The following is a 26,295-nucleotide window of genomic DNA, read 5'->3' as shown; positions in this document are numbered from 1 at the left end:
CGGTTCAGATCGGCAGTCCCCGCACGGCGAACGCGACCGAGGCCCCCATCGCGAACACGCCGAGCACGAACAGCCCCCAGTTCCAGAGCGTTGAGTCCGCGGTCGTCAGATACAGCGACCACTCCCGGGGGTACGGCCACAGGAAGTTGACGCCGGCGGGGGTGATCACGTCGCCCAGGAGGTGCGCGACGACGCTCCCGAATCCGAGCAGGAAGCCGAACGCGACCATCGAGACGCCGCCGGGCACGGCGACCGAGAGGACGGGTTCGACGAGCGACGCCGCGCCGGCGAAGACGCCGCCGACCACGCCCGCGAACAAAAGCGAGTGGGTCGGCCCCCGGTGGGGGATCCCGGGGATCCGGTGGTCCACGTCGGGCAGCATCGCGAGGTACAGCACCGTGCCGGCGACGAGCACGGCGAACACCGGGTAGCCGGCGGTCAACAGCCAGAACGTGATCGGCGCGAGCGTGAGCATCGCGACGCCGAGGTGCCCCCGTTTATACACGCACGGGAGTGGGACGGCCTCGGTGAAGAACGCACGGGATCGACATCGTCGCCGACACGACCTGACGTGACGACCCGATGCGACCGCACGCGACGTACCCGGCGCGACTACCGATTCCAGGCGGCGTCGTCGGGGTCGATGACGCGCTCGCGCACGTCGTACTCGGCGATGCGGTCGAGGTCTTCCCGGTCTAGCTCTACCTCCTGCGCCTCGAAGTTCGCGCGGACGTGGTCGCCGGTCGCCTTCGGGATCGGAACGAGCGCCTCCTGTGCGAACGCCCACGCGAGACACACCGCCGCCGTGGAGGTGTCGTGTTTCTCGGCGATCTCCGTCAGCAGGGGGTCGTCCAGCGCCTCGCCTCGACCGAGCGGCGAGTAGCCGACGAGGGAGTGGCCGTGCTCGACGGCGTACTCCCGGAGTCCCTCCTGCGGTAACAGCGGGTGACACTCCACCTGATGGGCCGCGACCGGCGAATCGAGGATCCCCCGCGCCTCGTCGAGCAGATCGGGGGTGAAGTTCGACAGGCCGACGTGGTCGCACAGCCCCTCCGCGCGGAGTTCGTCCATCGCGCGCAGCGTCTCCTCGGGGTCGTACGCCGAGATCGGCCAATGGACGTACAGCAGGTCGACGGCGTCGAGTTCGAGGCGCTCCAGCGACTCGCGAGTGGTGCGTTTCGCGTCGTCGTACGCGAGGTTGTCCGGGTGGACTTTCGTCGCCACCACGACGTCCTCGCGGTCCACGTCAGCGCGGCGGATGCCCTCGCCGACGGCGGCCTCGTTGTCGTACATCTGTGCGGTGTCGACGTGGCGGTAGCCCACCTCCAGGGCCGTGCGGACGGTCTCGGCGCACTCCTCGAAGTCGTCGTTCGCGGAGGTGCCCAGTCCCAGCGCCGGGAGGTCGAGGTCGGTCATCGGCGGAGGTGGGGCCGTCGGCGAGGAAAGGGTTCGGGTCGGGGACACGCCTCGCCCGTTCACCGCGGTTGGGAAACGACCATGTCGCCGCGGGCGCGATCCCCGTCCGTGTCACCCGACCGCCCCCGCCGCGTCGCCGCGATCGCCGGCGTCGCCTCGACGGTCCCGTCGCTCGGCGGGATCGCCCTCGCCGTCGCGCTCGCGCCGTGGTTCGCCTGGCGCGCGAACGCCCTCTCGGATCTGGGCGTCGCCGGCGACCCGGCGGTCGCGACGGCGTTCAACGGCGGGCTGATCGTCGGCGGGATCGCCGGGGTCGCGTACGCGTGGGCGCTGTGGACGGACGCGCCCGACCGCGCGGGCCGCCTCGTCGCGGCCCTGTTCGCGGTCACGACGCTTTCGATGGCCGGCGTCGGGGCGTTCCCCTCCGACACCGCCGCGCACGCCCCCGTGGCGGTCGCCTTCTTCCTCGTTCTCACGGCGACGCTGGGGATCGACGGCCTTCGGCGACGCGAAACGCTCGTCGGTCGACTGCTGGTGGTCTCGCCGGTCGTCCACCTCGGCGCGTGGTGGGCGTGGCTGGCGGCGCTGGATCTCGGCGACGGCATCGCGATCCCGGAGCTGGTCGGGGCGCTGTTGCTCGCGGCGTGGGTGCTCGCGTGGTCGCCGGTCGCGCCGCTCGCCGGACGATTCCTCGGCGACGACCCGTGAGGGCGTGGGAACTCCCGGACTCGGGATTTCGCGACTCCCTCAACAGAACAGCTCGTTGAACCGGTTGACCGAGTCGTCGGTGCCGGCGACGACGAGCGCGTCGCCAGCTAGGATCCGCGTGTCCGGGCCGAGGTCCGTGCGGAGGTCGCCGTCGCGTTCGACGGCGACGACCGTACAGCCGGTCGCCGCGCGCACGTTCGCCCCGGCGAGGGTCCTCCCCTCCAGGCCGGGCGCTCGCGTGCGGATCAGGTCGACCTGCGTCTCGGGCCGGAGCACCTCCTCGTCGAGCAGGTGCGAGGCCAGCAGGCGACCCGAGACCGTCGACAGCGAGAGCACGTACTCCGCGCCCGCCCGGTAGAGCTTCGGGACCGACTCGGCGTCGTTGGCGCGGACGATCACCTCCGCGCGCGGGGCGACCTGCTTCACCGCCAGCGTCGCGAAGATGGTGGTCGTGTCCGAATCGAGCGCGAGCACGACCGCCCGGGCGTCCTCGACGCCCGCCTTCTCGAGGGTCTCGCGCTGTGTGGCGTCGCCGACCACGTCGACGCCCGGGTCGTCGCGCTCGTCGACGACGATCACCTCGTCGCGCCCGCGAAGTTCGGCGGCGGCGCTGTGTCCGACCATCCCGTAGCCGACGACGACGACCGACCCGCGGCGACGGTTGCGGGTCTCCGAGAGGGTGAGTTCCTTCAGCGCCTCCAGTTCGGCCTCGGTGCCGACGACGAGCAGGACGGTGTGCTCGTCGATGACGCGCTCGGGCCGCGGCGGGGACTCGAACTCGCCGTCGTCCCACGCGCCGAGCACGTTCGCGCCGGTGCGCTCGCCGATACCCGAGCCGGCGACCGTCTCGCCCACCAGCGGGCTGCCGTGGTGGACGAGCAACTCCGCGATCTGGAAGTCCTCGCCGATCTCGACGCCGTCGCCCACCTCGTCGGAGACGCTCGCGGTCGCTTTCGCCCCGAGGCTCTCGCCGAGCAGTCGCCGCGGCGAGAGCACCTCGTCTGCCCCGGCGTACCGGTGGTAGTCGGCGACGTCCTCGTCCTCGACGAGGCTGACGACCCGGAGGCCGTCGGCGTCGTCGACCGCCTCGCGGGCCGACAGGACGATGCTCGCGTTCGTCTCGTCGTCGGCGTCGGCGACGAGCGCGGTCGCGGCCCCGACGTTCGCGTTCCGGAGCGTCTCGACGTCCTCGGGGTCGCCGTGGACGACGTGTTCCTCGCCGGCGTCGTAGATGTCCGCGGCCTCGTCGCCGTCGCCGACGACGAACAGGTACGGCACGTCGCGCGCGCGGAGTTCCTCGCGGAGGACCCGCCCCCGGGGCGTGTGCCCGCAGATGAGGACGTGATCTTCGGCCTCCTCGGCGGCCGTCGGCGGCGTCGTCGACAGCGTCTCCTCGAACAGCGGGAAGACGAACGCCGGCAGCGCCATGAAGATCAACACGACCCCGGTGATGTCCATCACGATGACGAACGCGTTCATCACGTCCGTCTCCCAGGGAGCGTCCGAGCCGTAGCCGGTCGTCGTGAACGTCTCGACGACCACCCGGAGGTGATGGAGGAACGACCGCTCGCTCCCCTCGAACGTCCGCATCCCGTGGTGGTACGCGATCGCGAACAGCAGGACGACGACGGTGATAGCGATCAGGTACGCCGCGGTCCGCCGTCGCCACTTTCCCATATCCCGCCCTGCGGCGGCACAGTGATAACGGATGCGGACGCAACCAGCGTGCGCTCGCGCCGTCCGGGGACGGAAGTGATACCCCCCGGCCCTCAAGGGCCACGCGTGCGCGAAGTCACGCTCACCGATACCGGACCGATCCGGCTGGACGAGGACGACCTCGACGAGGAGTACGGCGACATCGCGGTGTGTCGCTGTGGGCTGAGCGAGGAGTTCCCGCTGTGCGACGGCTCACACCGGAAGACCGAGGAGGAGGCGGAGGGCGTCCACTACAAGTACGTCGACGGCGAGCGACGCGAGGTCGAGGAGATCCGCCTCGCGGACGGGGACGCGATCGATCCCTCAGGCGGAACCGGAACCGAGAACGCGAACGGAACCAGGAACGCGAACGGAAACGAGAACGAAAACGCGGACTGAACGGGTAGCGACCGACTACGCGCCGACCGCAGCGCCGACGTACAGGGCGACGACGAGGAAGATCCAGACGGCGTCGACGAAGTGCCAGTACATCGAGGCGGTCGTCACGGAGACGTGTCGCTCGGCGGAGTACTGCCCGAGCAGGGCGCGGACAAACACGATGCCGAGCAGCACAGCGCCCATCGAGACGTGAAGGCCGTGGAGCCCGGTGAGGCCGTAGAACGCCGAGCCGAACAGCCCGGAGGTGAGGGTGAACTCCTCGTGGACGATGAACTCGTAGTACTCGTACACTTGGCCGCCGATGAACACGACTCCGAGCAGGAGCGTCACCGCGAGCCAGCCGATGAACTTGCTGCGCTCGTCGCGGCGGATCGCGCCGTGGGCGAAGTGCAGCGTCACCGACGAGACGATCAGGATCGCGGTGTTGATCGCGACGAGCGACCCGACGAGCGTCGGGAGGTCGCTCGCGACCTCCGCCCATCCGGACTGCGAGCGGATGAAGAAGAAGTACGTGAAGCCGGCGCTGAAGGTGGCGATCTCCGAGCCGAGGAACGCGATCATCCCCCACCGGAGCTTGCTCGCGCTGTGTTCGTCCGCGCCGCGTTCCCAGAAGTGGACCACGAACGCGTGATACATCCAGCCGTAGATGCCGACCAGGAACAGCCCGATGCTGCCGACGACGACCCCCGGACCGACCATCGGTCCGACGAGGTTGCGGTCGCCGACGGCCATGAGGTACAGCGCCGCGCCGATGTAGATGCCCGCAGCGCCCAGCGCCGTGACGAACGGCCACCACGAGGCCTCTCCGAACCCTCGCGGCCAGTCCTCGACCGCGGGCAGGTGGTGCCCGTCGTCGTGGGCGTCCTCCGTTTCTGTAGCCATGCGCGCCGGTAGCCGACGCGGAGACAAAAATCCTCCCACCTGCGCCGGCGGGCCCGCGGGCGGTCGCTACCCCCTCCTCGACGCCGCCGCCCCGGCGACGCGCTTTTGCTCGCCGCTCGCCCAGGAGGACACGTGCCGCTGTTCGACGTGCACGCCGACGCGCTGACCCGCGGTCGAGCCGATCTGCCCGAGGGAACGCGGCTCGTCGGGGTCGCCCCGCCCGGAGCGAGCGGCGTCCGCGGGGTCGTCGACGAGCGTCGTCCGGCGCTCGCGCCGCCGGCCGAACTTCTCGCCGATCACGCCGACGCCGCCGAGTCGTTCCGCATCGACGGGCTGTGTGCCGCCGGGGCGCACAACGCGGCCTGGGACCGCGTCGGCGTCGACGACCGCTACCGCGCGTACCTCGCGGGCGACGCTGACGCCCGGGCCGCCGTCGCGGACCTCAGGTCGGCGCTGGCCGACGGCGACGACGTGGCGCTGGTGTGCGTCGAGAACACCGACAAGCGCCGGTGTCACCGGACCGTCCTCCGGGAGGTCGTCGCCGGCGACGGGGCCGTCGACGACGCGGCCGACGCGCTCGACTCCCCCGGAACCGCCGAGCGCGACGACGCCCGGTGCGACTGACTCCGTCGCGGTCGGCGGTTCCGTTCCGGAAGCTACTCGGGTGGCCTCGCCCAACCGCGAGTGATGGATCGGTCCTCCCGCCCACGCGGTCGCGTGCGGCGCGTCCTCCTCGCGTCCGTCGTCGCCGCCGTCGCGTCGGTCGCGCTCGTCGCCCGCGCGGCCGCCCACGCTGGCGGCGTTCGGGGCGCGAGCGCCGCCGTCACGGTCCCGACGTGGCTGTTTCTCGCCACCGGGGGCGCGGTCGTCGGGGCGTCGTTCCTGCTCGCGTCGGCCGTCACCGACCGGGCGTACATCGCCCGCATCGACGGGTGGGGCCGGGCGGTCCCGGCCCCGGGACGGCTCGCGCGGCTCCTCGCTCGCGCCGTCGGCGTCGTCGCGCTGGCGGTCACCGTCGTCGCGGGCCTGTTCGGGCCCTCGGACCCCCTCCGTAACGCCGCCGTGCTGATCGTGTGGGTCGGCTGGTGGGGGCTGTTCGTGCTGTCGGCGTACCTCGTCGGCGACGGCTGGCCCGCCGTCGACCCGTTCCGGACGGTCGCCGGCGCGGTCCCCTCGTTCGACCGCACGTACCCCGAACGACTGGGGTCGTGGCCCGCGGTCGCGGGGCTGCTCGCGCTGGTGTACCTGGAGGTCGTGACGCCGCTGGCGGACGATCCCCGGCCCCTCACCCTGCTCGTCGTCGGCTACCTCGCGGTGTCGGTCCTCGGCAGCGCCGTCGTCGGCGTCGACGACTGGTTCGCCAACGCCGACCCCGTCTCGAAGCTGCTGGCGGCGTACGGACGCGTCGCGCCGGTAGCGCGGACCGACGACGGCCTCCGACTGCGACTGCCGGGGATGGGACTCACCGACGCCGACCCGGTCGGGGGTCGAGACGACGTGGGGTTCGTCGTCGCTGTGGTGTTCGTCACCACCTACGACGGCTTCGTCGGGACGACGCTGTGGGCCGATATCGCCCGCCCGGTCGTCGAGTTCGGCGTGCCGGCACCCGCGGTGTACCTGCTGGCGATGGTCGCGGGCTACCTCGGCTTCCTCGGACTGTATCTCGCCGCCGCGGCCGCCGCGCGTCGCACGGCGGGGACGTACCTCGCGCCCGGAACGCTCGCGCGACGGTTCGCGCCGTCGCTGTTGGCCATCGCCGCCGGGTACCACCTCGCGCACAACCTCACGACGGCGCTGACGCTCGCGCCGACGCTCGCGGTCGTGCTCGCGTCGCCGCTCGCCCCGCCCGACGCCCCGGTGCGGCTGATCGTCCCCGACTGGGTCGGCGGGGTCGGCGTCGCCGCCGTGCTGGGCGGCCATCTGCTGGCCGTCTGGGTCGCCCACGCGACCGCCTACGAGCTGTTTCCCGACCGACTCCAGGCGGTCCGGAGCCAGTACGGCGTCACCGTCGCCATGGTGGCGTACACGATGATCAGCCTGTGGATCGTCTCCCGCCCCGGAGGTGCGCCGCCGTTCGTATGACCCGCGACGGCACCCCCGGCCGTGACTCCGATGACAACCGCGTCGCCACCGCCGACCGCGACGGAGATCGCGGCGGCGACGGAGACCGCGGCGGCGACGCGGACCGATACGACGTGCCGCCGGACGCCGAGGCGATCGCCTGCCCGCGGTGCGGCCGGCCGTTCGCCGGTCGGCGGCAGCGGGACCTCCACCTCGGGGTGGACCACGCCGACCTCACAGCCGACGAGCGGGCGGCGTTCGAGGCCGCCCGCGAGGAGGAGACCGCCGACCTCCGTCGGTTCCGGATCCTCTCGCTGGGTCTGCTCGTGCTGTTGTACTTCGGGTTCCTGTTCGTGTACGCGCTCGTCGGCTGACGGACGGGTCGCCGTCGCGGCCTCCCGCCGCTCGACGCGCCGCTCGTCGGACGACCGTCGGACGTGGCGGAAAGTATTTGCGTGGGACGCAGCGATGTACCGCCGATGGACGGCGAAACAGTCGAAACGGTGACCGGGTGGGAGTCCGAGCCGCTCTCGGGGGGGATCGACGGGCTCCGCGAGCTCGCATCGCGCGAGTTCACGGGCGCGGTCACCGACGGGCGCGCGTGGCTGTTCGTGTTGAACGGCCGGATCGTCGGCGTGTTCGACGGCTCGATCGAATCGTTCGCGGACGCCGACGGCACGGCCTACGCCGCGCCCGACCCGTCGCTCCCGCTGCTGTTCGCGATGCGGGAGACCGGCGGCGAGACGAAGGCGCGCTACTACACGAACGACACGGCGCTGTCGGCGGCCGACGCGAAGCTCTCCGCGGGGAGCTTCACCGGCTACGTCGAGCTGTCGGAGAACGTCCTCTCCGGCGACTACTACGCGGTCTACTACGGCGGCCGTCGGCTGGCGTGCGCGTTCGTCGGCACCGGCGAACAGAAGCAGATCAAGACGGGCGACGAGGCGTTCGAGGCCGCCGACGACGAGGTCGGTATCTACGAGGTCGTCGACGTCGATATCGAGGTCGTCGAGCTGCCGGAGCCGGAGCCCGAACCGAACCCGGGTCCCGCCGCCGACGGGGACTCCTCGTCGACCGCCGGCGCGGCGGGCGTCGCGGCTGGTCGAGAGGCCGACGATGCGCCCGACGAACACGCCGGTCCCGCCGGGACCGGCGCGTCCGACGACGGCGGTGCGGGCGAGCCTGACGGTCCCTCACACGACAGTATCACCTTCGGCTCCGGCGGCGGGGACGACTCCGTTCCCCCGGCGGAGACCGAAGCGACGACGGAGACTGACCCGAGGACGGAGACCGACTCCGTCGCGGAGGACGATCCCGTCGATGGCACCGTCGCCGACGCGGAGGACGATCCCGTCGACGGCACCGTCGCCGACGCGGAGCCGACATCGGCGTCCGACGCCGACTCCGCCGCGCCCCCGGACGAATCGCCGGAGGACGCCGACGAACGCGGCGGTCCACGCGCCGCAGACGAGGACGCGTCGACCCCCGGAGACCGCGCGGGCGACGACGCCGGCGACTCGGGCGTCGGTGCCGCGTCGTCGTCGGCGTCAGAGGTGGGGACGGGCCGCGCCGGCGACGGCGCGGACGGCGTTTCCGCCGCCCCTGAGGAAACCGACGCCAACGGCGACCCCTTCTCCGCGGAGGCGCAATGGCGCGAGACGCGGTCGATCCCGTCGCTGGCCCCCGAGGACGCCGGGACCGCGGCCCCGGCCGACAGCGGACCGGAGGCGGAGAGGGGAACGGAACCGGGAGCGCCCCGCGAGCGCGACCGTCGCGACAGCCGCTCCTCGCGCACCGATCGGAGCGACGACCGCGGGAGCGACCGCGGAGGCGACCGGGAAGACGAGCGCGCGTCGGCCGACGCGGACGCGGACGCGAACTCGGCGTCGACCTCGTCGTCGCCGTCGGCGGAGCCGACGGCCGATGACGCCGCGGAGTCGCCGACCGACGAGGAGTCGCTGGCGGCCGTACGCCAGGAGCTGGCGTCGGCGCGTGCGGACCGTGACCGCGCCGCCGAGGCCGTCACCGAGACGCGGGCGGAACTGGAGGCCGCCGAGGAGGAGATCCGACGACTCCGGGAGGAGAACGACCGGCTGGCCGACCGGGTCGACGACCTCGAGGCGGAACTCGAGGAGGCCCGCGCGGCCGCGGAGGCGGCGGAGGGAGCCGCCGAGGGCGACGCCGACGCGGCGGGGCGACCCGTGCCCGCCGACCGCGCGCTCGACGGCACGAACCTGTTCATCCGCTACGACTCGAAGGGAGAGGCGACCCTGGAGACGGCCCACGCCGGCGGCGCGCGCCGGAGCGAGGTGAACGACAACCTCCGACTGGAACTGCACACCGACTTCGAGAGCGAGGACGCCGCCGTCGACGGCCGCCCGTACCGCGAGTTCCTGACGGACACGATCGAGTACGGCTTCATCGAGTGGGTCGTCCGCGACCTGCTGTACGAGATCCAGACCACCGGCAACGAGTCGGGGCTGCGCGACCTGTTCGATGCGATCCCCGAGATCGACCGCGCGGAGCTGAACGGGACCGTCTCGATCGAGGGCGACGCCGCCGCGGACGCCGACGAGCGCACCTTCGACGTGGTGTTGCGCGACCGCATGGGCGACCCGCTCGTCGTCGCCGACGTGACCGAGGGCCGCGACGCGACGACCGAGTCGATGCTCGACGGCCTCGTCGGGGACGCCGGCGCGGTCGCGGAGGCCGACGACCACCTCGCGGCCGCCTTCTACGTCACCGCCTCCTTCTTCGAACCGGGAGCGCTGGAGGCGGCCGCCGACGCGACCGGCGGCGGACTGCTCTCGCGGGGCAAGCGCAAGAGCTTCGTGAGGCTCGCGCGCAAGCGGGGGTTCCATCTGTGTCTCGTCGAGTCGCGCGAGGGCGAGTTCCACGTGAACGTCCCGGAGCTGTAGCCGTCGCTCGCGACGAGTATCTCCCACTCGGTGTCAGTTTACCTTCCTCCCGTCGATCGGCTTCGCCGTCGTCCGTTCGCGGTCGCGATCACTCGGTCCGCCGCCGGCATCGCAGCCGCTCACGACGACGATCCACCGTGGGGCCGAATCCGGCGAGCGCGTGTTCGGGAGGTGTCGTCGCGTCGAAGCCGCGCAGTCGATCGATCGGAGACGTGGTCGGGCCGATCAGCTCTCCAGTTCGGGCGCGTCCTCGATCCGCATGCCGCCGATCTTGTCGACGATCTCGTCGAGCTTCTCGTCGAGTTCGTCGACGAACTCCGCGGTCCGCTCGGTCGTGATCGCACCCTGGCTGGACGGCTCGATGAGGTTCTCTTCCTCGAGCACGCGCAGCGAGTACCGGACCTTGTGATGGGGGTAGCCCGTCTCGTTGGACATCTTGACGATGCCGATCGGCTCGCTCTCGATGACCATTCGGAGGACTTGGAGGTGCCGCTCGAGCATGTCGACCTCCTTCTCCAGTCTATCTATCATGGCACGTGTTAACTCGTGTGTCCTCCTTTTAAAAGTTCTCCTCCGCATCGCCGACCGGAGGGTCGGTCGGCACGTCGTCGGGCGATCGGATCCAATAGTGCGGCGTGGGGGTGGTTAACGCTTACGCCTGGAACCGCCCCGACCAATGCGCGGACGCGGATATCGAGTTTGTGGTGTGTCGAGAGCGATCCACATTCTTGGGATCCTCTCGCGACCGGACCGTAATCTGTTTACCGGGCGGCGCGGAACTGGCGTCCGGTATGACTGTCACCATCGTCGGTTCCCAGCTCGGAGACGAGGGTAAGGGTGCCCTCGTCGACCTGTGGGGCGGGGACGCCGACGTCGTCGTGCGGTATCAGGGCGGCGACAACGCCGGCCACACCGTCGTCGAGGGCGGCGAGGAGTACGCCCTCTCGCTCGTCCCCTCGGGCGCGGTCCGGGGGAAGATCGGAGTCCTCGGCAACGGCTGCGTCGTGAACCCGCGGACGCTGTTCGACGAGATCGGGACGCTGCGCGAGCGCGGACTCGACCCCGACGTGCGCGTCGCACAGCGCGCCCACGTCATCATGCCGTACCACCGGCGGCTCGACGGGATCGAGGAGGAGGCGAAGGCCGACTCCGAGTCGGGCCTCGAGGTCGGCACCACCGGCCGCGGGATCGGGCCGACCTACGAGGACAAGGCCGGTCGCCGCGGGATCCGCGTCGGCGACCTGCTCGACCCCGAGGTGCTGCGCGACCGCCTCGAGTACGTCGTCCCGTACACGCGAGCGGTCATCGAGGACGTGTACGGCCTCGAGGCCGGCGAGGAGTGCGACGTCGACGCGCTCCACGAGGAGTACGCCGAGTTCGGTCGACGCCTCCGCGAGGAGGGGATGACGGTCAACTGCTCGCAGTTCCTCCACGAGCGCCGCGCCGCGGGCGAGAACGTCATGTTCGAGGGCGCGCAGGGCACCCTCATCGACATCGACCACGGGAGCTACCCGTACGTCACCTCCTCGAACCCGACCGCCGGCGGAGCGGCCATCGGCTCCGGAACCGGCCCGACCGTCACCGGTCGCGGCGAGGTCGTCGGCGTCGTGAAGGCGTACCTCTCGCGCGTCGGCGAAGGGCCGATGCCGACCGAACTCGACGGCGACGACCGCGAGGAGTCGCTCGCGAGCGACATCCGCGAGAAGGGCGGCGAGTTCGGCACGGTCACGGGTCGACCCCGGCGGATCGGCTGGCTCGACGTGCCGATGCTCCGGCACGCCGCCCGCGTCAACGGCTACACCGGGATCGCCGTCAACCACCTCGACGTGCTCGCCGGCCTCGACGAACTGAACGTCGGGCACGCCTACGAACTCGACGGCGAACGGCGGCTGTCGCTGCCGGCGACGACCGAGCGGTGGGACGAGTGCGACCCGGTGCTTCGGGAGCTCGAGCCGTGGCCCGAGTTCGACGCCGACGCCGTCGCCGAGGCGGGGTTCGACGCGCTCCCCGCTGCCGCCGTCGACTACCTGGAGTACCTGGAGGACCAACTCGACACGCCCGTCCACGCGGTCGGCGTCGGTCCCGACCGCGAACAGACGGTCGTCCGGACGAACCCCTGGGAGTAAGTTCCCAGTCCCGATCGATCGGCGGCCGGACGCATCGAACCCGCACGCTTTTGACCGGCCCGCGCCACGATTCGGCCAATGAAAGAGTCCCTGTTGGACATCGTCTGCTGTCCGCTCGACAAGCACGACCTCGACCTCGAGGTGACCGAGCGCGAGGAGGGCGAGGACGGCGAGATCCTCGAGGGGACGCTCACCTGCACCGACTGCGGGGAGACGTTCCCCATCGAAGACGGCATCCCGAACCTCCTGCCGCCGGACATGCGGGAGTAGTCGCACGGAGTTCCCGGTCGCCGGCCGTCGCCAGCGACGTGTCGTTGCGGTCGCCGTCACCGACGACCCCGCCGCGAGCACCGACGACCCCGCCGCCGTGGTCGCGACCGCCGCGCTCGCACCGCCGTAGCCGTTCCTGTGCGCCCGAGCGCCGTACGGCCGCAACGAACCTTTTTATCGCGTCGCTGGGAGAGTCGGATGTGTGTCCTCACAGGCGATCACCCTGGCGGTCGCGCTGAACCGCGACCGACTGAATCAGGCGATCGCGCCCGACTCCCTCGTCGTCGACGGGTCCTTCGAGATCGAGCTCCGTAACGAGGGCGAGCCGGTCCACGTCCACCTCCGGTTCGACGGCCCGCTCGCGGCCGCGGCGTCGCTGCCCGAGTCGAACCACTACGTCGACGCCGGGGCGAGTCGAACCGTTCGGGCGTCGGTCGCCTCGGTCGACGAGCCCGTCGAGGGCGTGCTGGAGGTCGTCACCGGCCACGGCGCGGAGACGGCGGAGGTCGCGGTACGCCTCGAGCCGCCCGAGGAGGACGACGTACCGGTCGACGAGTCGTTCGCGTCGCCGCCGGCGGGCGGCTCCCGGGACCCCCACGGCGGGGCCGACGCTCGGTCCCCGACGGGCTGGAGAGCGGTCCTCTCCCCTCTCGTCGCGGAGGGCGGCGTCGACGCTGGCGCGGTCGCGGTCGGCGCGCTCGTGGTTGCCGTGCTGGCGCTCGCGGCCGTGGTCGTCGCGACGTTCGACGGAGTCGCCGTCCTCCTGGGTGCTGGAGCCGTCGTGATCGCCGTCGCCGCGGCGCTGTACCTGCTCGTCGCGTGATCCGATGACGCCGACGCCGGCGCTGACTCCGGTCGCGCGACGTGACCCGTCGGCGACGGGGTTGATCCCCGGCTACTCGTTGTCGCTGTCGTGGTCGTGGTCGTGGTCGTCGTGGTCGCCGTCGCCGTCGTGGTCGTCATGGTCGTCGTGGTCGCCGTCGCCGTCGTGGTCGTGGTCAGCGTCGCCGTCGTGGTCGTCATGGTCGTCGTGGTCGCCGTCGCCGTCGTGGTCGTGGTCAGCGTCGCCGTCGTGGTCGTCGTGGTCGTGGTCGTCGTGACCGTGCGTCTCCGGCTCGGTCGCGACGCCGCCGAGGTTCCCGTCGTCGTCGAACAGCTTCGCGCGGAGGTATCGCGTCCGGTAGCGGTTGGCGTCCTCGTACACGTCGGCCTCGCGGATCTCGTCGACGCGGCCGTCGGCGACGGCGTCGACGATCCCCTCGATCTGTTCTTTCTCGCTGGGCGTGAGGTGGAACGTGTACTCCCGCGGTTCCTCCTCCTCGAGTTTCGTCCACCTGCGCGCGGCGGCGATCACCAGCGAGCACGGCTCCCGGCACGGGAACGCGCCCGTGCCGCCGTCGGCGGCCAACTCGTCGCCGGCGTCGTACTCCCACTCGCGGCGCTTCACGCACTGGGAGTCGTCGCAGGCGGCCTCGGCGACCCACTCGACGGCCTCGCGCGGCAGTTCGGAGACGACCCCGTAGATGCCCGTCTGGCGGTCGGTCGTGTCCGTCCAGTGGTCGATGTCGAGGGTCCCCTCGCGCTCGCGGTACCAGTTCGCGACCGTCGCGGGGTACAGCAACTCGACCGTCTCGACCGCGTCGCGCCAATCGAGGTCCGTGAACACCCACCCGGTCGGCATGTTCGCGCCGGTCTTCAGCGGGCGGTACATCCCGTCGTCGTCGTGTTTCGACAGTTCGCGGGCCTCCAGCGGGTCGTCGTACGTCTCCAGTTCCTCGACCTGGTGGTCGGCGTCGGCGACGTGGCGCACGTCGTAGCGACGGGAGCCGTCGAGTGGGGCATCGTCGCCGGCGACCTCGCCCCCGTCGCCGTCGTCGACGACGGTCGCCTCGATCCGGAGTTGGCCCCACTCGGTGACCATCCCGTCCGCGAGCGCGTCGTACCGCTCGTGGACCGCGTGGTCGTCGGCCGCCTCCGCGTGCCGGAGGAACGCCCGACGGGGGGAGCCGTGTCGCCGCACCTCCCGCTCCCAGAAGTACCAGTTGGTGACGTGCGGGCTCCCGTCGGCGTGGGCGTGAAGTTCGGACTCCGAGAGGTCTGTCGCCTCGTGCTCGGGCGTCGCGAAGGTGTAGCCGCCGTCGTCACCGCGGGCGACGTGTAGCCCGTCGAAGTCGACGCCGCCGTCGCTCTCGGCGGCCTCGAGGAGCGCGTCGAACTGTCGCGCGAGCATTCAGTCGTCCGCCTCCGGGGCGACGCGGGTCGTCTCGCGGACGGACTCGATGGCCGCGCCCACGTCCGCGCCGGCGTCTGCCGCCCGCTCCAGCACCACGTCGGCCATCAGCGACTCCGTGCCGACCGCCCCGGCGTACCAGATCCGGTGACCGTCGACCGCGGCGGGCACGTCGTAGCCCGTCCGGTAGTCGTCGGTGAGGCCCATGTCCTCGGGAATGTCCTCCTGGGTGTGGAAGCCGTCGGAGATGAACAGCGGGACGACGACCACGTCCTTGCTTTCGAAGTAGTCGGTCACGTCGTCGACCTCCGGCTCCTCGTCCATGTACAGCGCCTGGACCTCGTCGAAGCGGTCCGTGTCGCGGACGCGGTCGGCGTGGTACTCGATGGCCTTCGCGGAGTTCTCGTTGCGCTCTGTGCCGTGGCCGACGACGGCGAAGCCGAACCCCTCGCCCACGTCGGGGTCGCCGGTGACGCTCTCGGCACGGCGCACCAGCACGTCCGTCATCGACTCGTGGGTGCCGACCGGCCCGCAGTAGTGGACCGTCTGGCCGGTGTCCTCGGCGGTGTAGGTGGCAACGTCCGCAGAGAGCCCGTCGGAGTCCCAGTCGGCCACGTCCCACTCGTCGAGTCGGAGCTCTCGCGGGATCACCTGCTCTGTGAAGTACCCCTCCGAGATGAACATCGGGACGACGTACACCTCGTCGGCCTCGCAGGTGCGCAGCACTTCCCGGAGACTCGGTTCCTCCTTCCAGAATCCGGTTCGGACCTCGTCGAACGCGCCGGCCGCGCGGATGGTGTCCGCGTGCTCGTACGTGGGCGCGCTCGACCCGGGGTTGAGATGCGACCCGTGGGCGACGATAACCAGCGCCTGGCTCATGATCGAATCGAGGGCCGGAGCGACCTTATCGCCTTCGACGGAGGAGGGCCGTTGCGGCCGGCGGTTCCTCCCGATCCGTTCGAGGGCGGGAGGGCGTCAGCGGGGACTGCATCCGGTTCGGATCAGAGGGCGTCAGCGGGGACTGCATCCGGTTCGGTTCAGACCTCGACGCAGGCGCGCGTGCCGGGGAGACAGAGCCGTCCCCGGCGACGACGCGTCCTCCGAGTCCGAACGGTCGCCAGCAACCGTCGACCGCCGAGCGCGAGCGTCGCGCCCGCGGCTCCTGCGACGACGAGCGGGACCGCGTGGGCGAGGAACGTCGCGAGCGCGAGCGCCGCCAGCGCCGCCAGCGCCGCCGTCGGACCGACCGGTACGTCCGTCTCGGGGGCGTGGTGTCCCCCGTGTGCGGGTCGTCTCATGCACGTGAACGATCGGCCCCGACGCACTAAATGATATTCTGAATGATGTTTCTGTCCGGCGGCTTACTGAAGGTCGTTTCAGCGACGCGAGCGGTCGCCGCGAGGCGCTCGGCGTCGAGCGCGGCTGACCTCCCCAAGCGGGACAGCCAGGCCGGACGCGACGCCAAGCGCCGCCAGCCTGACGGTCGACCCGGCCGCGACCGCCTCGCGAACCGTCGGCGTTATGCCCGCGGCCGCCGCGCCCTCGGACATGACCGTCGCCGAGGAGACCCGTGAGGCCGTCCGCGAGCGCCCGTTCCTGCTCGACGCGCTTCGGGCCGGCGTGGTGAACTACGCCGCCGCGGCGTCGCTGCTCGACCTCGATGCCGACGCCGACGCGGTCGCGACGGCGCTGCGGCGCTTCGGGGACGACCTCCGGGACGAGCGGGCCGCCCGCGGCGACGCCGTCACCGCCGACGGTGACCCGACCGCAGACGGGGGCGCGCGCGTGACGATGCACCGCGGAGTCGGTCGCGTCGCCGTCGCCGACGACGCCTCCGACGGGGGCACCCTCGACGGTGAAACCCTCGACGCCGACGCGACCGACCACTCGGGCCCCGTGCTCCGGGTCGGCGGGGTCGCGTACGCGCTCGACGCGGGCGACGCGACCGCCGTGCTGGCGCGCGGGTCGGTCGACGCCGGCGTCCTCGAACGGGTGCTCGGGCGGCTCCGAACCGCCGGCGTCGCCGTCGAGGCGGCCGGCGCGACGCCCGAGGGGCTCGCGGTCGTCGTGGGCCGCCGCGACGGCGCGAGCGCGCTCCGGGTCGTTGAGGCCGTCGTCGGCTGACCGCGTCGACCGAACGCGCCGGTCCGTCCCCACATCGGCCGAGGACGTTTTCGACCGTTTAACACGGAGGCCCGCGTACCGTCGCCCGATATGGGTCTGTCCGTGACCAACACCCTGACGGGCGAACGGGAGGCGTTCGAGCCGGCGAGTGACGACGAGGTCCTGTTGTACGTCTGCGGGCTGACGGTCTCGGACGACGCGCACCTCGGGCACGCGCGGCTGTGGTTCCACGCCGACATCCTCCACCGGTGGCTCTCGTGGCTCGGCTACGACGTGCGCCACGTCGAGAACGTCACCGACGTGAACGAGAAGATCGCCGCCCGCGTCGGCGAGCGCGAGGGCTGGGACACCGAGGCGGACGTGGCCCGCCATTACACAGAGTCCGTTCTCACGGACATGCGCGGGCTGAACCTCGAGCGCGCGGAGGTGTACCCCCGCGTCTCCGAACACGTCCCCGAGATCGTTCGGATCGTCGAACGCCTGATCGAGTCGGGACACGCCTACGAGGCGAACGGCTCCGTCTACTTCGACGTGACCAGCTTCGACGACTACGGCGACCTCTCGAACCAACGCCCCGAGGAACTGGAGGCCGACGAGGACGAGGACGCGCTCGCCGAGAAGCGCCACCCGGCCGACTTCGCGCTGTGGAAGGCCGACGGCGTGAGCGAAGAGGCGGTCCGCGAGCACCGCAAGCACGACCACGACAGCGACCTTCCGACGGGGCAGACGTGGGACTCGCCGTGGGGCGAGGGTCGCCCGGGCTGGCACATCGAGTGTTCGGCGATGTCGACCACCCACCTCGGCGACACCCTCGACGTGCACATGGGCGGGCGCGACCTGGTGTTCCCCCACCACGAGAACGAGATCGCCCAGAGCGAGGCCGCCACGGGCGACACGTTCGCGCGCTACTGGCTCCACAACGGACTGCTGGAGACGGCCGAGGACAAGATGTCCTCCAGCCTCGGCAACTTCTTCACGGTCTCGGACGCGCTCGAGGAGTTCGGCGTGAACGTCCTGCGCACCTTCTATCTGGGCGCGCAGTACCGGGGCGACCAGACCTTCTCTGCGGACGCGATGGCCGAGGCCGAGGAGCGCTGGGACCGGCTCGAACGGGCCTACGAGACGGCCGTCGACGCCTGCGACTCCGTCGACGCCCGGGCGAAGGAGACCGACGACGACCTCCGCGCGGCCGTCGACGACGCTCGCGAGGCGTTCGTGACGGCGATGAACGACGACCTGAACGTCCGGGAGGCGTTCGGCGCGCTGCTCGAGTTGGGAACGGCGGTGAACCGCCACCTCGAGGCCGTCGATCTCGCCGACACCGGCGATACCGGGGACGCCGGTAACGCTCCAGGGTACGACTACCGCGGGCTTCGCCGCGCCGTCGAGACGTTCGAGGAGTTCGGCGGCGACGTGTTCGGGCTCGAACTCGGGCGCGAGGCCGACGGCGACGCCGAGTTGGTCGGCGACCTCGCGGACCTCGTGCTCGACGTGCGCAAGGCCGAGCGCGAGGCCGGAAACTACGAGCGCGCCGACCGCCTCCGCGACAACCTGGAGGCGCTCGGACTCGCCGTCGAGGACGGCCCGGACGGCTCCGAGGTCCGACTTGAGTAGCGGGGTCGCCGACGGCGACGCCGTCGCCGGCGCGTCCGATCCTCTCAGTTCCCGTCGACGTTCTCGTCGGCGTCCTCGTCCATCGCCGACGGGACGACGAGCACCGGCCGGTCCGCCGACCTGACGATCCCCTCGGCGACGCTCCCCAGGAGGACTCGCCGGACGCCGGTTCGCCCGTGGGTGCCGACGACGACGAGGTCGGCGTCGACGTCGGCGGCGTGGTCGCGGATCGCGCCGATCGGCTCGCCGCCGATCACCTCGCCCTCGGCGTCGACGCCGGCGGCCTCGGCGCGGTCGCGGACGCGGTCGACCGCCCGCTCGGCCCGCTCCGCCAGCGCCGACCGGACCGACTCGACGACCTCCGTGCTGAGCGCACCTCCGCAGGCCCCAGCGAGCGCCTCCGCCTCGTCCAAGGCGCTGACGGCCGTGATGTCGGCGTTCAGCGCGGCCGCGAGACCGACGCCGACGCGCTCGGCCGGGACGGCCGCGGTGCTGCCGTCGGTCGCGACGAGCAGGCGGCTCCCGTCCCCCCACGTCGGGCGCTCGTCGCCGCCGTGGACCGCGAGCACCGGCACCGTCGCGGTACGGATCACCTTCTCGGCGACGCTGCCGAGCAGCACCCGCCGCGCGCCGCGGCGGCCGTGCGTCCCGACGACGAGCAGGTCCGCGCCCACCGACTCGACGTGCGCGCCGATCTCCTCGTGGGGCGTCCCCTCGCGGACGACGGGGTCGGCGTCGACGCCGGCCTCGCGGGCGCGCTCGGCGGCGGCCTCGACGCGCTCGCTCGCGTCCGACCGCAGTTTCGCCACGTCGGTCACCCGCTGGCCCGTCAGGTACGGGTCGACGACCGCACACGGGTGCACTCGCGCGCCGACCGCCGCCGCCAGCGCGATCGCCTCTCCGACGGCCGCCTCCGCGGGATCGCTGCCGTCGGTCGCGACCACGATCTCCGAGAGTTCGTACCCGTCCATACGCGACCGTCGATCGGCGATCCTGAAAAAACGGGCTGCCCGTTCCCACTATCGACTCACTCCGTGGTGAACAGCTCCGTGTCGTCGGGGACCGAGAACAACCCCAGGCGGACGCCGCAGTCGAGCCACCCGTAGCCGTACGAGTACGACGCCAGCGCGTTCACCGGGTCGTCGTTCGCGCGGAAGTGCCGCCCGTCCTCCAGGTACGAGACGGCCATCTCCTCGCATTCGAGGGCCATCTCGTGCAGGGGCGTCCCCTCGGGAACGCACACCTCCGCCGCCGCGAGCGCGTCCGCGAGCATCTCCCCGTACCGGGTCGTCTTCTCCTCGAGATCGGCGGTCATGCGCGTCGATGCACGCGCCCGGCCCCTGAGCGTGTCGCCTCTCGGGCGGCCGCCGGGCGGACACGACAGCACAACGTACAAACCGGACAGCGGCCTACCGAGCGGTAATGACCGACTCAGCCGATATCGTCGAACACCGTCCGCTGATAATCGCCGGGACCGGATCAGCGGGCCTCACGGCCGCTATCTACGCCGCGCGCTCGAACAACGACCCCCTCGTCTTCGAGGGCGACGAACCCGGGGGCCAACTCACGCTCACCTCGGAGGTCGAGAACTTCCCCGGCTTCCCCGAGGGGATCGGCGGCGCGGAGTTCATCAACGACGCCAAAGCGCAGGCGAAGCGCTTCGGCGCGGAGGTGCAAAACGGCGTCGTCGAGCGCGTGGACGACTCCGCGCGGCCGTTCCGTGTCGAACTCACCAACGGCGACGTGTACACCGCAGACGCCGTCATCGCGGCCTCGGGCGCGTCGGCCCGCACCCTGGGAATCCCCGGGGAGGACGAGCTGATGGGCTACGGCCTCTCGACGTGTGCGACCTGCGACGGCGCGTTCTTCCGCGGCGAGGACATGCTCGTCGTCGGCGGCGGCGACGCCGCCATGGAGGAGGCCAGCTTCCTCACGAAGTTCGCCGACACGGTGTACATCGTCCACAGACGCGAGGAGTTCCGCGCCGAGGACTACTGGATCGACCGCGTGATGGAGCACGTCGACGAGGGGAACATCGAGATCATGCGAAACACCGAGGTCACCGAGCTCCACGGCACCCCCGAAGACGGCGTCGAGTCGGCGACGCTGGTGCGCCACCCCGAGGGCCACCCGACCGAGAAGCTCGACGACCCCGAGACCGAGCAGTGGGAGTTCGAGGTCGGCGCGGCGTTCTACGCCATCGGCCACACGCCCAACACCGACTACCTCGAGGACACGGGCGTCGACCTCGACGACGAGGGATACGTCCGGACGACGGGCGGCCACGGCGGGGGCCAGACCGAGACGGCCGTCGACGGCCTGTTCGGCGCGGGCGACGTGGTCGATTACCACTACCAGCAGGCCGTCACCGCCGCCGGGATGGGCTGCAAGGCGGCGATCGACGCCGACGACTACCTGGAGGACCTGAAGCGGGCGGAGGCGACCGCCGGCGAGACGGCCGCCGCCGACGACTGATCCGATCCGTCGAGACCGACACCTGAGCCCGCGATGTACCCAGACCCACGGACCTTTACGTCCGCCACGCCACCGTCGGGGCATGGCCGAAACTGAAACCTACACAGTCACCGGACCCGACGGCGACAGCGACGAGGTCGACCTCCCCGAGGGGCTCGTCGACATGCTCGCCGAACAGGGCGAGGATCCCAGCCAGGTCGTCAGCGACGTGATCCTGCAGGCGTTCGCCCAGCAGGCGCACGCTATCGCCCACCACAGCGAGGGCGAGCCGCCCCAGGACGTGCTCGACATCAACGAGACGGCCGAGCGGCTGTTCGAGGAGCGCTTCGGACGGAGCCTCTCGGACGCCATGGGCCACTCGCACTAACGTCGCGACTCGACTCGACCCGGCCCGACCCGGACGTCGACGACCGCGTTCCCGCGCTGACCCGCTTCTCGCGGAGCCGCCAGTTCGACGACAGCGACAGCGACCGCGTCGGCGACGGCGGCCGTACCGATACTACCGACTCCTCCGCCCTCCGATACACCCTCGACCGCTATACCGAAGTGACCGACAGCAGCGGCACCATCGCGCCGACCCCGACGAGGACGCCCGCGACCAGTTCGCGCCTGCCGCCGCCCGCCAGCCCCTCGCCCAGTTCCAGGGCCTCCGGGATGAACTCCGTGAGCACGAGGTACACCATCGCGCCGGCGGCGAAGCCGAAGCCGACCGGGAGGAAGCGCTCGGCGAGCGTGACGAAGTAGAACGCGATCACGGCCCCGATCGGCTGCGGGAGGCTGGAGAACACCGCCCACCAGACCATCCGCGGGGGCGACACGTCCATCGAGCGCAGCGGGATCGACACCGCCACGCCCTCGGGGACGTTGTGGATCGAGATGGCGACGGTCATGAACACCGCCAGCAGCGGCACCGCCGTTCCGAACACCACCGGCCCGCCGGACGCGTCGAAGCCCAACTCCGCGAAGGAGACGCCGACGGCGACCCCCTCCGGAAAGCTGTGGACGGTGAGCACGCCGAGAATGAGCAGGAGCTTCTTGAAGTCCGCCTCCTCGTACTTCCGGGGGTGCACCTCCACGTCTTCGATCACCTCGTGGGCGACGACCACCAGCAGCACGCCCGCGAGCGCGCCGACACCCAGATCCAGGGGACCGCCGTAGGCCAGCCCCTCGCTCACCAGTCCGAACAGCGACGCGCCGAGCATGATCCCCGACGCGAGCCCCCACAGAACGACGTTCCAGCGGTCGCTGATGTCGTCGACGAGGAAAAACGGGATCGCGCCCAGCCCCGTCGCGAGCGCGGTGATCGACCCCGCGACGAACACGAAGACGTACGCGTTCGGATCCGCCATGCTCGATCCTACTCGTCCCGCGCGGATAACTCTCACGTGGCTGACGTTTTCGGCGAACCAAAACTCTCAGACTACGCTTCCGTATCCGAACCGAAAGCGGAGACGGATACATCACCACCGCTACACGTGCCGGGAACGCGGCCGGTCAGTCGGTCCGCCAGTCGCGGTCGGTGCGGTTGAGCCGGACGCAGCCGTCGTCGGTGACGACGACGAGGTCCTCGATCCGAACGCCGAACTCCCCCGACAGGTAGATCCCGGGTTCGACGCTGAACACCATCCCCGGCTCCAGTTCGCGCTCGCCGTCGGCGACGACGTACGGCTCCTCGTGCACGTCGAGGCCGACGCCGTGGCCCGTGCGGTGGATGAACGCCTCGCCGTAGCCGGCCTCCTCGATGACCTCGCGGGCGGCGGCGTCGACCGCGCCGGTCGTGACACCGGGCTCGACCGCCTCCACTGCCGCGTCCTGGGCCTCGCGGACGACGCGGTGGACCTCGCGAAAGCCCTCCGGGGGCGAGTCGTCGCCGAACACGAGCGTCCGCGTCTGGTCGGAGGGGTAGCCGTCGACGCGCGTGCCGAAGTCGAGGACGACCGGGTCGCCCGCCTCGACGGTGCGGTCGCCGTGGGTGTGGTGGGGCATCGCGCCGTTGGGCCCCGAGCCGACGATGGTCTCGAAGGAGACGCCGGTGCCGCCGTTGGCGACGAGGCGCTCCTCGATGTGGGTCGCGAGCTCCGCCTCGGTCGTCCCGACGAGGTCGTCGCCGTCGCGACGGAGCTCGCGGACCACGGCGTCTGCGGCCTCGCCCGCCCGTCTGAGGGCGGCGATCTCCGCGTCGTCCTTGACCACCCGCAAGTCCGCGAGCACCTCGCTCGCGAGGCCCCACGTCGCGCTCGGGAGAGCCCGCCGGAGGTCCTGGGTGAAGCGCGCGTGCATCGCGTCGTCGACGAGGACGTGCGGGGGAGCGTCATCGGCGTCGCGGTCGTCGCGGTCGTCGCCCGCCAGACCCAACTCCGCGAGGACGGACTCGACGGCCGCGACGGGGTCCTCGTCGTCGGCCCACGTCCGCACGTCGTCGACGACGGACTCGGCGCGCACCTGCTCGCCGGACAGTTCGGGGACCAGGAACACCGGGTCGGCGTCGGCGGTCACGAACAGCAGGAAGTGGCGCTCGCCGGGCTCTTCGGTGTAGCCGGTGAGGTACCGGAGGTTCGTGCTCGGGAACAGCACCAGCGCGTCGGCGGCGGCCGCGTCGGGGGGGACCTCGTCGATGTCGTCGGTCGTGTCGCCGGCGTCGCCGAGGCGGTCGCGGACGGCGCGCAGGCGGCGGGCGTGGGGGTCGTCGGTGGCGACTGCGTCGGTCACGGCAGTCGGTGTGGTCGCCGACGAGAAGAACGCGTCGGAGCTGCGATCGGACCGGACCGGATTGGACCGGACCGGACCGGACCCGAAGCCACGGCGGGAGGGGGAGGCGAGGGGGCGGGACGACGGGAGGGAGAGGTGACGAGAGCACAACGGATATCACCCGCCGGCGACACCGCCGGCCGTGGACCCGAATCGCCGGTGGCTCCTCGCGTGGGGAGCGGGGTACGCCGCCGTCGGCGGCGCGTCCGTGCTGGTGCCGCTGTACGCCATCGCGCTGGACGCGAGCCTCGCGTTCGTCGGGCTGATCGCGGCCACCGCAGCGCTGGTCGGTGTCCCCGGTGCCGTCGCGTGGGCCGCCCTCGCCGCCCGGACGGGCCGTCGGCGACCGTTCGTGCTCGTCGCGCTCGGGTCGACCGCCGGCGTGCTCGCGCTGGTTCCGCTGGCGAGGACTCCCGTCACCGTGCTCGCGCTCAACGCCGCGTTGTGGTTCGTCGTCTCCGCGGCCGTCCCCGTCCTGAACCTGATCGTCGTCGAGGGCGCGCCCGTCGACGAGTGGGACGGCCGCATCGCGACCCTGAACGCCTGGCAGGGGTACGGCTGGGTCGCCGGCCTCCTCGTCGGCACCGCGTGGACGCTTCTCGCGCCCCGGATCGGGATCGCCCCGCTCGTCGGTCAGCGCCTGTTGTTCCTCCTGCTGGCGGCCGTCGCCGCCGTCGCGACGGCGCTCGCACGCGTCTGGTATCCCGAGCCCTCGACCGTCTCCGCCGAGCGCTTCCGCCGGGTGTACGCGCGGCTCTCGCGGTCGAACTGGGGGGCCGGCCGGTACCTCCGCGCGAGCGCCTACGGCCCGACGCGGGTGTACTGGGGCCTGCGGACGGCGTGGCGGGGGCGTGGAACGGGCGACAGCGGGCGGTCCCGCCCGGGGTCGACGCCGGCTCGTTCAGCCTCGTCCGCCCGTTCGGCCGCGTCGCCGGCCCGTCTGTCCCCGTCGTTGCGGCGGTACCTCCTCGCGGTGATCGTGTTCTCGCTGGGCTTCGCCGTCTTCTGGGGTCCGGTTCCGGCGTTCCTCGCCGAGCGCGTCGACGACGGCGCGGTGTTCGCGGTGTACCTCGCGGGCAACCTCGGCTCGGCGGTCTGTTACACCCCGGCGGGTCGTCTCGCCGGGCGGTACGCTCCGCGGACCGTGCAGGCGGCCGCGCTCGCGGTCCGGGGCGCGTTGTTCCCCGGCGTCGCCCTCGTGGGCGTGATCCTCCCCGCGGCCGCCCCCTCGGCGCTCGCGGGGTACGCGCTCGCGTTCGGCCTCGTCGGCGCGACGTGGGCGTTCATCGCCGTCACGACCGCGGGTATCGTCGCCCGACTGTCCGACGACGCGACCCGCGGTGCCGCACTCGGCATACAGGCGGCCGTCGCGGGACTCGCGACCGCCGTCGGCTCGGCGCTCGGGGGCGTCGTCGCCGGAGCCGCGGGCTACCTTCCGACGTTCGGGGTCGGTGCGGCGCTCGTGTTCGCCGGAACGGCGGTCGTGCTCGCCGGCAGGTGAGCCGGGGGCGCGACGCCGGGGTCGCTATCGGTCGTCGAGGAACGCCTCGACCTCCGCGCGGGTCGGGAGCGCGGCCATCGCGCCTCGCGCGGTCGTCGCCCGCGCGCCGACCGCGTTTCCGAAGCGAAGCGCCGCCGGGAGGTCGGCCCCCCCGTCCAGCGCCGCGATCGCGCCGGCCGTGAAGGCGTCTCCGGCTCCCGTGGTGTCGACGACGGACGCCTCGAAGCCCGCGTGGTCGGCTCGCCCGGCCCCCCACGGCGCGTCGGCGCTCGACCGGGCGCACGCGCCGTCCGCGCCGCGGGTGAGGAGCGCCGTGTGCGGGCCGTCGTCGCCGGCGACGATCCGGTCGGCGAGCGCGGGCGGCGCGCCCTCGTAGCCGGCGGGGCGCAGGTCCTCGACGCTGGCGACGAACACGTCGACGCGCTCGAGCGCCCGCGAGAGCGTCTCCGCGTAGTCGAACGTCGTCCACAGCGACGGCCGGGCGTTCGGGTCGAACGAGACGGTGACCTCGCTGGGGGCGCGATCGAGCAGGTCGAACACCGCCGAGCGCGACGACTCGTGGGCGAGTTCGACCCCGCCGACGTGGAGCCAGTCGAGCGACGCAAGCGCCGCGTCGTCGACTCGCCCCGGCTCCAGCCGCGTGCTCGCGGTGCCGTCGAGGTACAGCGAGAACGAGCGGTCGCCGTCGGCGTCCAGCGAGACGAGCGACAGCCCCGTCGGGGCGTCCGGGTCGCGCTCGACGTGCGTCTCCGGGATCCCCGCCTCCCGGAGCGTCGCCGCGAGAAAGTCGCCGAGCGCGTCGTCGCCCAGGCGGGTCCACAGCGCCGGCGGCTCCCCGAGGCGCGCGAGTCCGACCGCGACGTTCGCGGGCGCGCCGCCCGGGCGGCGGAGATAGGCGTGCTCGTCGTCCCCTCGCTCGCCACCCGCAGGGTGGAGGTCGACGATACACTCGCCGACCACGAGTCGGCTCACGCTCCCGGCCCCTCCCGTGCGACCGAGCCCGCGGACCCGACGACCGTTCCGTGCTGCATACCCGCGATCCGGCCGGCCGGTACTTCGACCCTCCGACCCGCCCTCGGACCGGTCGCCGGAGCCGTCGGCGGGGTCGGCTCCCTGCGACCGAACGCT

The 26,295-nt window shown here is 72.0% G+C and carries 27 protein-coding genes; 14 read left to right on the top strand and 13 right to left on the bottom strand.

Annotated elements, in window-relative coordinates; translation table 11 throughout:
• Positions 1–4: 4 nt before the first annotated feature.
• Entirely contained in the window at positions 5–505 is a 501-nt protein-coding gene (locus tag Hbl1158_RS12325) for a metal-dependent hydrolase (protein WP_234297555.1), read from the bottom strand.
• 107 nt (positions 506–612) lie between these two features.
• Complete coding sequence (locus Hbl1158_RS12320) at positions 613–1,416, bottom strand: aldo/keto reductase (RefSeq protein WP_234297554.1); 804 nt, start codon at positions 1,414–1,416, stop codon at positions 613–615.
• Between the two features lie 108 nt (positions 1,417–1,524).
• Here Hbl1158_RS12320 and Hbl1158_RS12315 point away from each other — a divergent pair, with 108 nt between their 5' ends.
• Complete coding sequence (locus Hbl1158_RS12315; protein ID WP_234297553.1) at positions 1,525–2,124, top strand: DUF998 domain-containing protein; 600 nt, start codon at positions 1,525–1,527, stop codon at positions 2,122–2,124.
• 39 nt (positions 2,125–2,163) lie between these two features.
• Here the strand turns inward: Hbl1158_RS12315 and Hbl1158_RS12310 are convergent, their stop codons facing one another.
• Entirely contained in the window at positions 2,164–3,801 is a 1,638-nt protein-coding gene (locus tag Hbl1158_RS12310) for an NAD-binding protein (protein ID WP_234297552.1), read from the bottom strand.
• Between the two features lie 105 nt (positions 3,802–3,906).
• On the opposite strand from Hbl1158_RS12310, the gene Hbl1158_RS12305 reads away from it, so the two are divergent.
• The gene (locus Hbl1158_RS12305; protein WP_321169940.1) at positions 3,907–4,218 is read left to right on the top strand and encodes a CDGSH iron-sulfur domain-containing protein; all 312 of its coding nucleotides are present in this window, start codon (positions 3,907–3,909) and stop codon (positions 4,216–4,218) included.
• 15 nt (positions 4,219–4,233) lie between these two features.
• Here the strand turns inward: Hbl1158_RS12305 and Hbl1158_RS12300 are convergent, their stop codons facing one another.
• The gene (locus Hbl1158_RS12300) at positions 4,234–5,100 is read right to left on the bottom strand and encodes a heme-copper oxidase subunit III (RefSeq protein ID WP_234297551.1); all 867 of its coding nucleotides are present in this window, start codon (positions 5,098–5,100) and stop codon (positions 4,234–4,236) included.
• Between the two features lie 132 nt (positions 5,101–5,232).
• Between Hbl1158_RS12300 and Hbl1158_RS12295 the strand changes: the two genes are divergently transcribed.
• The 4 genes from Hbl1158_RS12295 to Hbl1158_RS12280 all read left to right on the top strand — a co-directional run bounded on the left by Hbl1158_RS12295 (position 5,233) and on the right by Hbl1158_RS12280 (position 10,079).
• Positions 5,233–5,724 (top strand): DUF488 family protein, encoded by a 492-nt coding sequence (locus Hbl1158_RS12295; protein ID WP_234297550.1) that lies wholly within the window; start codon positions 5,233–5,235, stop codon positions 5,722–5,724.
• 63 nt (positions 5,725–5,787) lie between these two features.
• A complete protein-coding gene (locus Hbl1158_RS12290) occupies positions 5,788–7,182 on the top strand; it encodes a hypothetical protein (protein ID WP_234297549.1) in 1,395 nt (464 codons plus the stop codon).
• Positions 7,179–7,535 carry a hypothetical protein gene (locus Hbl1158_RS12285; protein WP_234297548.1) on the top strand — a complete coding sequence of 119 codons (357 nt, stop codon included), beginning with the start codon at positions 7,179–7,181 and terminating at the stop codon, positions 7,533–7,535. Before Hbl1158_RS12290 ends, Hbl1158_RS12285 begins: the two co-directional genes overlap by 4 nt.
• A gap of 105 nt (positions 7,536–7,640) precedes the next feature.
• Entirely contained in the window at positions 7,641–10,079 is a 2,439-nt protein-coding gene (locus Hbl1158_RS12280) for a hypothetical protein (protein WP_234297547.1), read from the top strand.
• Positions 10,080–10,304: 225 nt separating this feature from the next.
• Here Hbl1158_RS12280 and Hbl1158_RS12275 read toward each other — a convergent pair whose 3' ends face one another.
• Positions 10,305–10,610 (bottom strand): hypothetical protein, encoded by a 306-nt coding sequence (locus Hbl1158_RS12275; RefSeq protein ID WP_234297546.1) that lies wholly within the window; start codon positions 10,608–10,610, stop codon positions 10,305–10,307.
• A gap of 260 nt (positions 10,611–10,870) precedes the next feature.
• Here Hbl1158_RS12275 and Hbl1158_RS12270 point away from each other — a divergent pair, with 260 nt between their 5' ends.
• The 3 genes from Hbl1158_RS12270 (at position 10,871) to Hbl1158_RS12260 (ending at position 13,298) form a co-directional block, all read left to right on the top strand.
• The gene (locus Hbl1158_RS12270) at positions 10,871–12,205 is read left to right on the top strand and encodes an adenylosuccinate synthase (RefSeq protein ID WP_234297545.1); all 1,335 of its coding nucleotides are present in this window, start codon (positions 10,871–10,873) and stop codon (positions 12,203–12,205) included.
• Between the two features lie 78 nt (positions 12,206–12,283).
• Positions 12,284–12,475, top strand: a complete 192-nt coding sequence (locus tag Hbl1158_RS12265; RefSeq protein WP_234297544.1) for a methytransferase partner Trm112 — start codon at positions 12,284–12,286, stop codon at positions 12,473–12,475.
• Between the two features lie 202 nt (positions 12,476–12,677).
• On the top strand, positions 12,678–13,298 hold the full coding sequence (locus Hbl1158_RS12260) for a hypothetical protein (RefSeq protein WP_234297543.1): 621 nt from the start codon (positions 12,678–12,680) through the stop codon (positions 13,296–13,298).
• Between the two features lie 72 nt (positions 13,299–13,370).
• Here Hbl1158_RS12260 and Hbl1158_RS12255 read toward each other — a convergent pair whose 3' ends face one another.
• The 3 genes from Hbl1158_RS12255 to Hbl1158_RS12245 form a co-directional block, all read right to left on the bottom strand.
• Positions 13,371–14,705 (bottom strand): DR2241 family protein, encoded by a 1,335-nt coding sequence (locus Hbl1158_RS12255; protein ID WP_321169939.1) that lies wholly within the window; start codon positions 14,703–14,705, stop codon positions 13,371–13,373.
• A complete protein-coding gene (locus Hbl1158_RS12250) occupies positions 14,706–15,584 on the bottom strand; it encodes a CbiX/SirB N-terminal domain-containing protein (protein ID WP_234297542.1) in 879 nt (292 codons plus the stop codon). It abuts the gene before it with no gap.
• Positions 15,585–15,742: 158 nt separating this feature from the next.
• Positions 15,743–16,003, bottom strand: a complete 261-nt coding sequence (locus Hbl1158_RS12245) for a hypothetical protein (protein ID WP_234297541.1) — start codon at positions 16,001–16,003, stop codon at positions 15,743–15,745.
• A gap of 250 nt (positions 16,004–16,253) precedes the next feature.
• Here Hbl1158_RS12245 and Hbl1158_RS12240 point away from each other — a divergent pair, with 250 nt between their 5' ends.
• Both Hbl1158_RS12240 and cysS read left to right on the top strand, forming a co-directional pair.
• The gene (locus tag Hbl1158_RS12240; protein ID WP_234297540.1) at positions 16,254–16,829 is read left to right on the top strand and encodes a hypothetical protein; all 576 of its coding nucleotides are present in this window, start codon (positions 16,254–16,256) and stop codon (positions 16,827–16,829) included.
• Between the two features lie 90 nt (positions 16,830–16,919).
• A complete protein-coding gene (gene cysS / locus Hbl1158_RS12235) occupies positions 16,920–18,443 on the top strand; it encodes a cysteine--tRNA ligase (protein WP_234297539.1) in 1,524 nt (507 codons plus the stop codon).
• A 44-nt stretch (positions 18,444–18,487) separates the two neighbouring features.
• On the opposite strand, the gene Hbl1158_RS12230 is transcribed toward cysS, so the two are convergent.
• Positions 18,488–19,414: a universal stress protein gene (locus Hbl1158_RS12230; RefSeq protein ID WP_234297538.1), complete on the bottom strand. Its 927-nt coding sequence runs from the start codon at positions 19,412–19,414 to the stop codon at positions 18,488–18,490.
• Positions 19,415–19,470: 56 nt separating this feature from the next.
• Positions 19,471–19,758, bottom strand: a complete 288-nt coding sequence (locus tag Hbl1158_RS12225; protein WP_234297537.1) for a DUF357 domain-containing protein — start codon at positions 19,756–19,758, stop codon at positions 19,471–19,473.
• Between the two features lie 107 nt (positions 19,759–19,865).
• Here Hbl1158_RS12225 and Hbl1158_RS12220 point away from each other — a divergent pair, with 107 nt between their 5' ends.
• Entirely contained in the window at positions 19,866–20,918 is a 1,053-nt protein-coding gene (locus Hbl1158_RS12220; protein ID WP_234297536.1) for an FAD-dependent oxidoreductase, read from the top strand.
• A gap of 82 nt (positions 20,919–21,000) precedes the next feature.
• Complete coding sequence (locus tag Hbl1158_RS12215; protein WP_234297535.1) at positions 21,001–21,285, top strand: hypothetical protein; 285 nt, start codon at positions 21,001–21,003, stop codon at positions 21,283–21,285.
• 169 nt (positions 21,286–21,454) lie between these two features.
• On the opposite strand, the gene Hbl1158_RS12210 is transcribed toward Hbl1158_RS12215, so the two are convergent.
• Together Hbl1158_RS12210 and Hbl1158_RS12205 are read right to left on the bottom strand one after the other, a co-directional pair.
• Entirely contained in the window at positions 21,455–22,267 is an 813-nt protein-coding gene (locus Hbl1158_RS12210; protein WP_234297534.1) for a ZIP family metal transporter, read from the bottom strand.
• 145 nt (positions 22,268–22,412) lie between these two features.
• The gene (locus Hbl1158_RS12205) at positions 22,413–23,534 is read right to left on the bottom strand and encodes a Xaa-Pro peptidase family protein (RefSeq protein ID WP_234299530.1); all 1,122 of its coding nucleotides are present in this window, start codon (positions 23,532–23,534) and stop codon (positions 22,413–22,415) included.
• A 274-nt stretch (positions 23,535–23,808) separates the two neighbouring features.
• Here Hbl1158_RS12205 and Hbl1158_RS12200 point away from each other — a divergent pair, with 274 nt between their 5' ends.
• Positions 23,809–25,167: an MFS transporter gene (locus tag Hbl1158_RS12200; RefSeq protein WP_234297533.1), complete on the top strand. Its 1,359-nt coding sequence runs from the start codon at positions 23,809–23,811 to the stop codon at positions 25,165–25,167.
• Positions 25,168–25,191: 24 nt separating this feature from the next.
• Here Hbl1158_RS12200 and Hbl1158_RS12195 read toward each other — a convergent pair whose 3' ends face one another.
• Entirely contained in the window at positions 25,192–26,139 is a 948-nt protein-coding gene (locus Hbl1158_RS12195; RefSeq protein ID WP_234297532.1) for a carbohydrate kinase, read from the bottom strand.
• Positions 26,140–26,295 lie beyond the last annotated feature (156 nt).

Origin of the sequence: Halobaculum sp. CBA1158 (genome assembly GCF_021431925.1) — an archaeon.
In the GTDB taxonomy this organism is placed as follows: Archaea; Halobacteriota; Halobacteria; order Halobacteriales; family Haloferacaceae; genus Halobaculum.
This window is presented reverse-complemented; position numbering and strand designations above follow the sequence as displayed.

Bases quoted from the DNA above. Each gene is read 5' to 3' on its own strand.
- Hbl1158_RS12250 (WP_234297542.1), bottom strand. From the start codon at position 15,584: ATGAGCCAGGCGCTGGTTATCGTCGCCCACGGGTCGCATCTCAACCCC.
- Hbl1158_RS12265 (WP_234297544.1), top strand. From the start codon at position 12,284: ATGAAAGAGTCCCTGTTGGACATCGTCTGCTGTCCGCTCGACAAGCAC.
- Hbl1158_RS12320 (WP_234297554.1), bottom strand. From the start codon at position 1,416: ATGACCGACCTCGACCTCCCGGCGCTGGGACTGGGCACCTCCGCGAAC.
- Hbl1158_RS12280 (WP_234297547.1), top strand. From the start codon at position 7,641: ATGGACGGCGAAACAGTCGAAACGGTGACCGGGTGGGAGTCCGAGCCG.
- Hbl1158_RS12255 (WP_321169939.1), bottom strand. From the start codon at position 14,705: ATGCTCGCGCGACAGTTCGACGCGCTCCTCGAGGCCGCCGAGAGCGAC.
- Hbl1158_RS12220 (WP_234297536.1), top strand. From the start codon at position 19,866: ATGACCGACTCAGCCGATATCGTCGAACACCGTCCGCTGATAATCGCC.
- Hbl1158_RS12215 (WP_234297535.1), top strand. From the start codon at position 21,001: ATGGCCGAAACTGAAACCTACACAGTCACCGGACCCGACGGCGACAGC.
- Hbl1158_RS12230 (WP_234297538.1), bottom strand. From the start codon at position 19,414: ATGGACGGGTACGAACTCTCGGAGATCGTGGTCGCGACCGACGGCAGC.
- Hbl1158_RS12300 (WP_234297551.1), bottom strand. From the start codon at position 5,100: ATGGCTACAGAAACGGAGGACGCCCACGACGACGGGCACCACCTGCCC.
- Hbl1158_RS12225 (WP_234297537.1), bottom strand. From the start codon at position 19,758: ATGACCGCCGATCTCGAGGAGAAGACGACCCGGTACGGGGAGATGCTC.
- Hbl1158_RS12240 (WP_234297540.1), top strand. From the start codon at position 16,254: ATGACCGTCGCCGAGGAGACCCGTGAGGCCGTCCGCGAGCGCCCGTTC.
- Hbl1158_RS12245 (WP_234297541.1), bottom strand. From the start codon at position 16,003: ATGAGACGACCCGCACACGGGGGACACCACGCCCCCGAGACGGACGTA.
- Hbl1158_RS12275 (WP_234297546.1), bottom strand. From the start codon at position 10,610: ATGATAGATAGACTGGAGAAGGAGGTCGACATGCTCGAGCGGCACCTC.
- cysS (WP_234297539.1), top strand. From the start codon at position 16,920: ATGGGTCTGTCCGTGACCAACACCCTGACGGGCGAACGGGAGGCGTTC.
- Hbl1158_RS12270 (WP_234297545.1), top strand. From the start codon at position 10,871: ATGACTGTCACCATCGTCGGTTCCCAGCTCGGAGACGAGGGTAAGGGT.
- Hbl1158_RS12310 (WP_234297552.1), bottom strand. From the start codon at position 3,801: ATGGGAAAGTGGCGACGGCGGACCGCGGCGTACCTGATCGCTATCACC.
- Hbl1158_RS12285 (WP_234297548.1), top strand. From the start codon at position 7,179: ATGACCCGCGACGGCACCCCCGGCCGTGACTCCGATGACAACCGCGTC.
- Hbl1158_RS12290 (WP_234297549.1), top strand. From the start codon at position 5,788: ATGGATCGGTCCTCCCGCCCACGCGGTCGCGTGCGGCGCGTCCTCCTC.
- Hbl1158_RS12210 (WP_234297534.1), bottom strand. From the start codon at position 22,267: ATGGCGGATCCGAACGCGTACGTCTTCGTGTTCGTCGCGGGGTCGATC.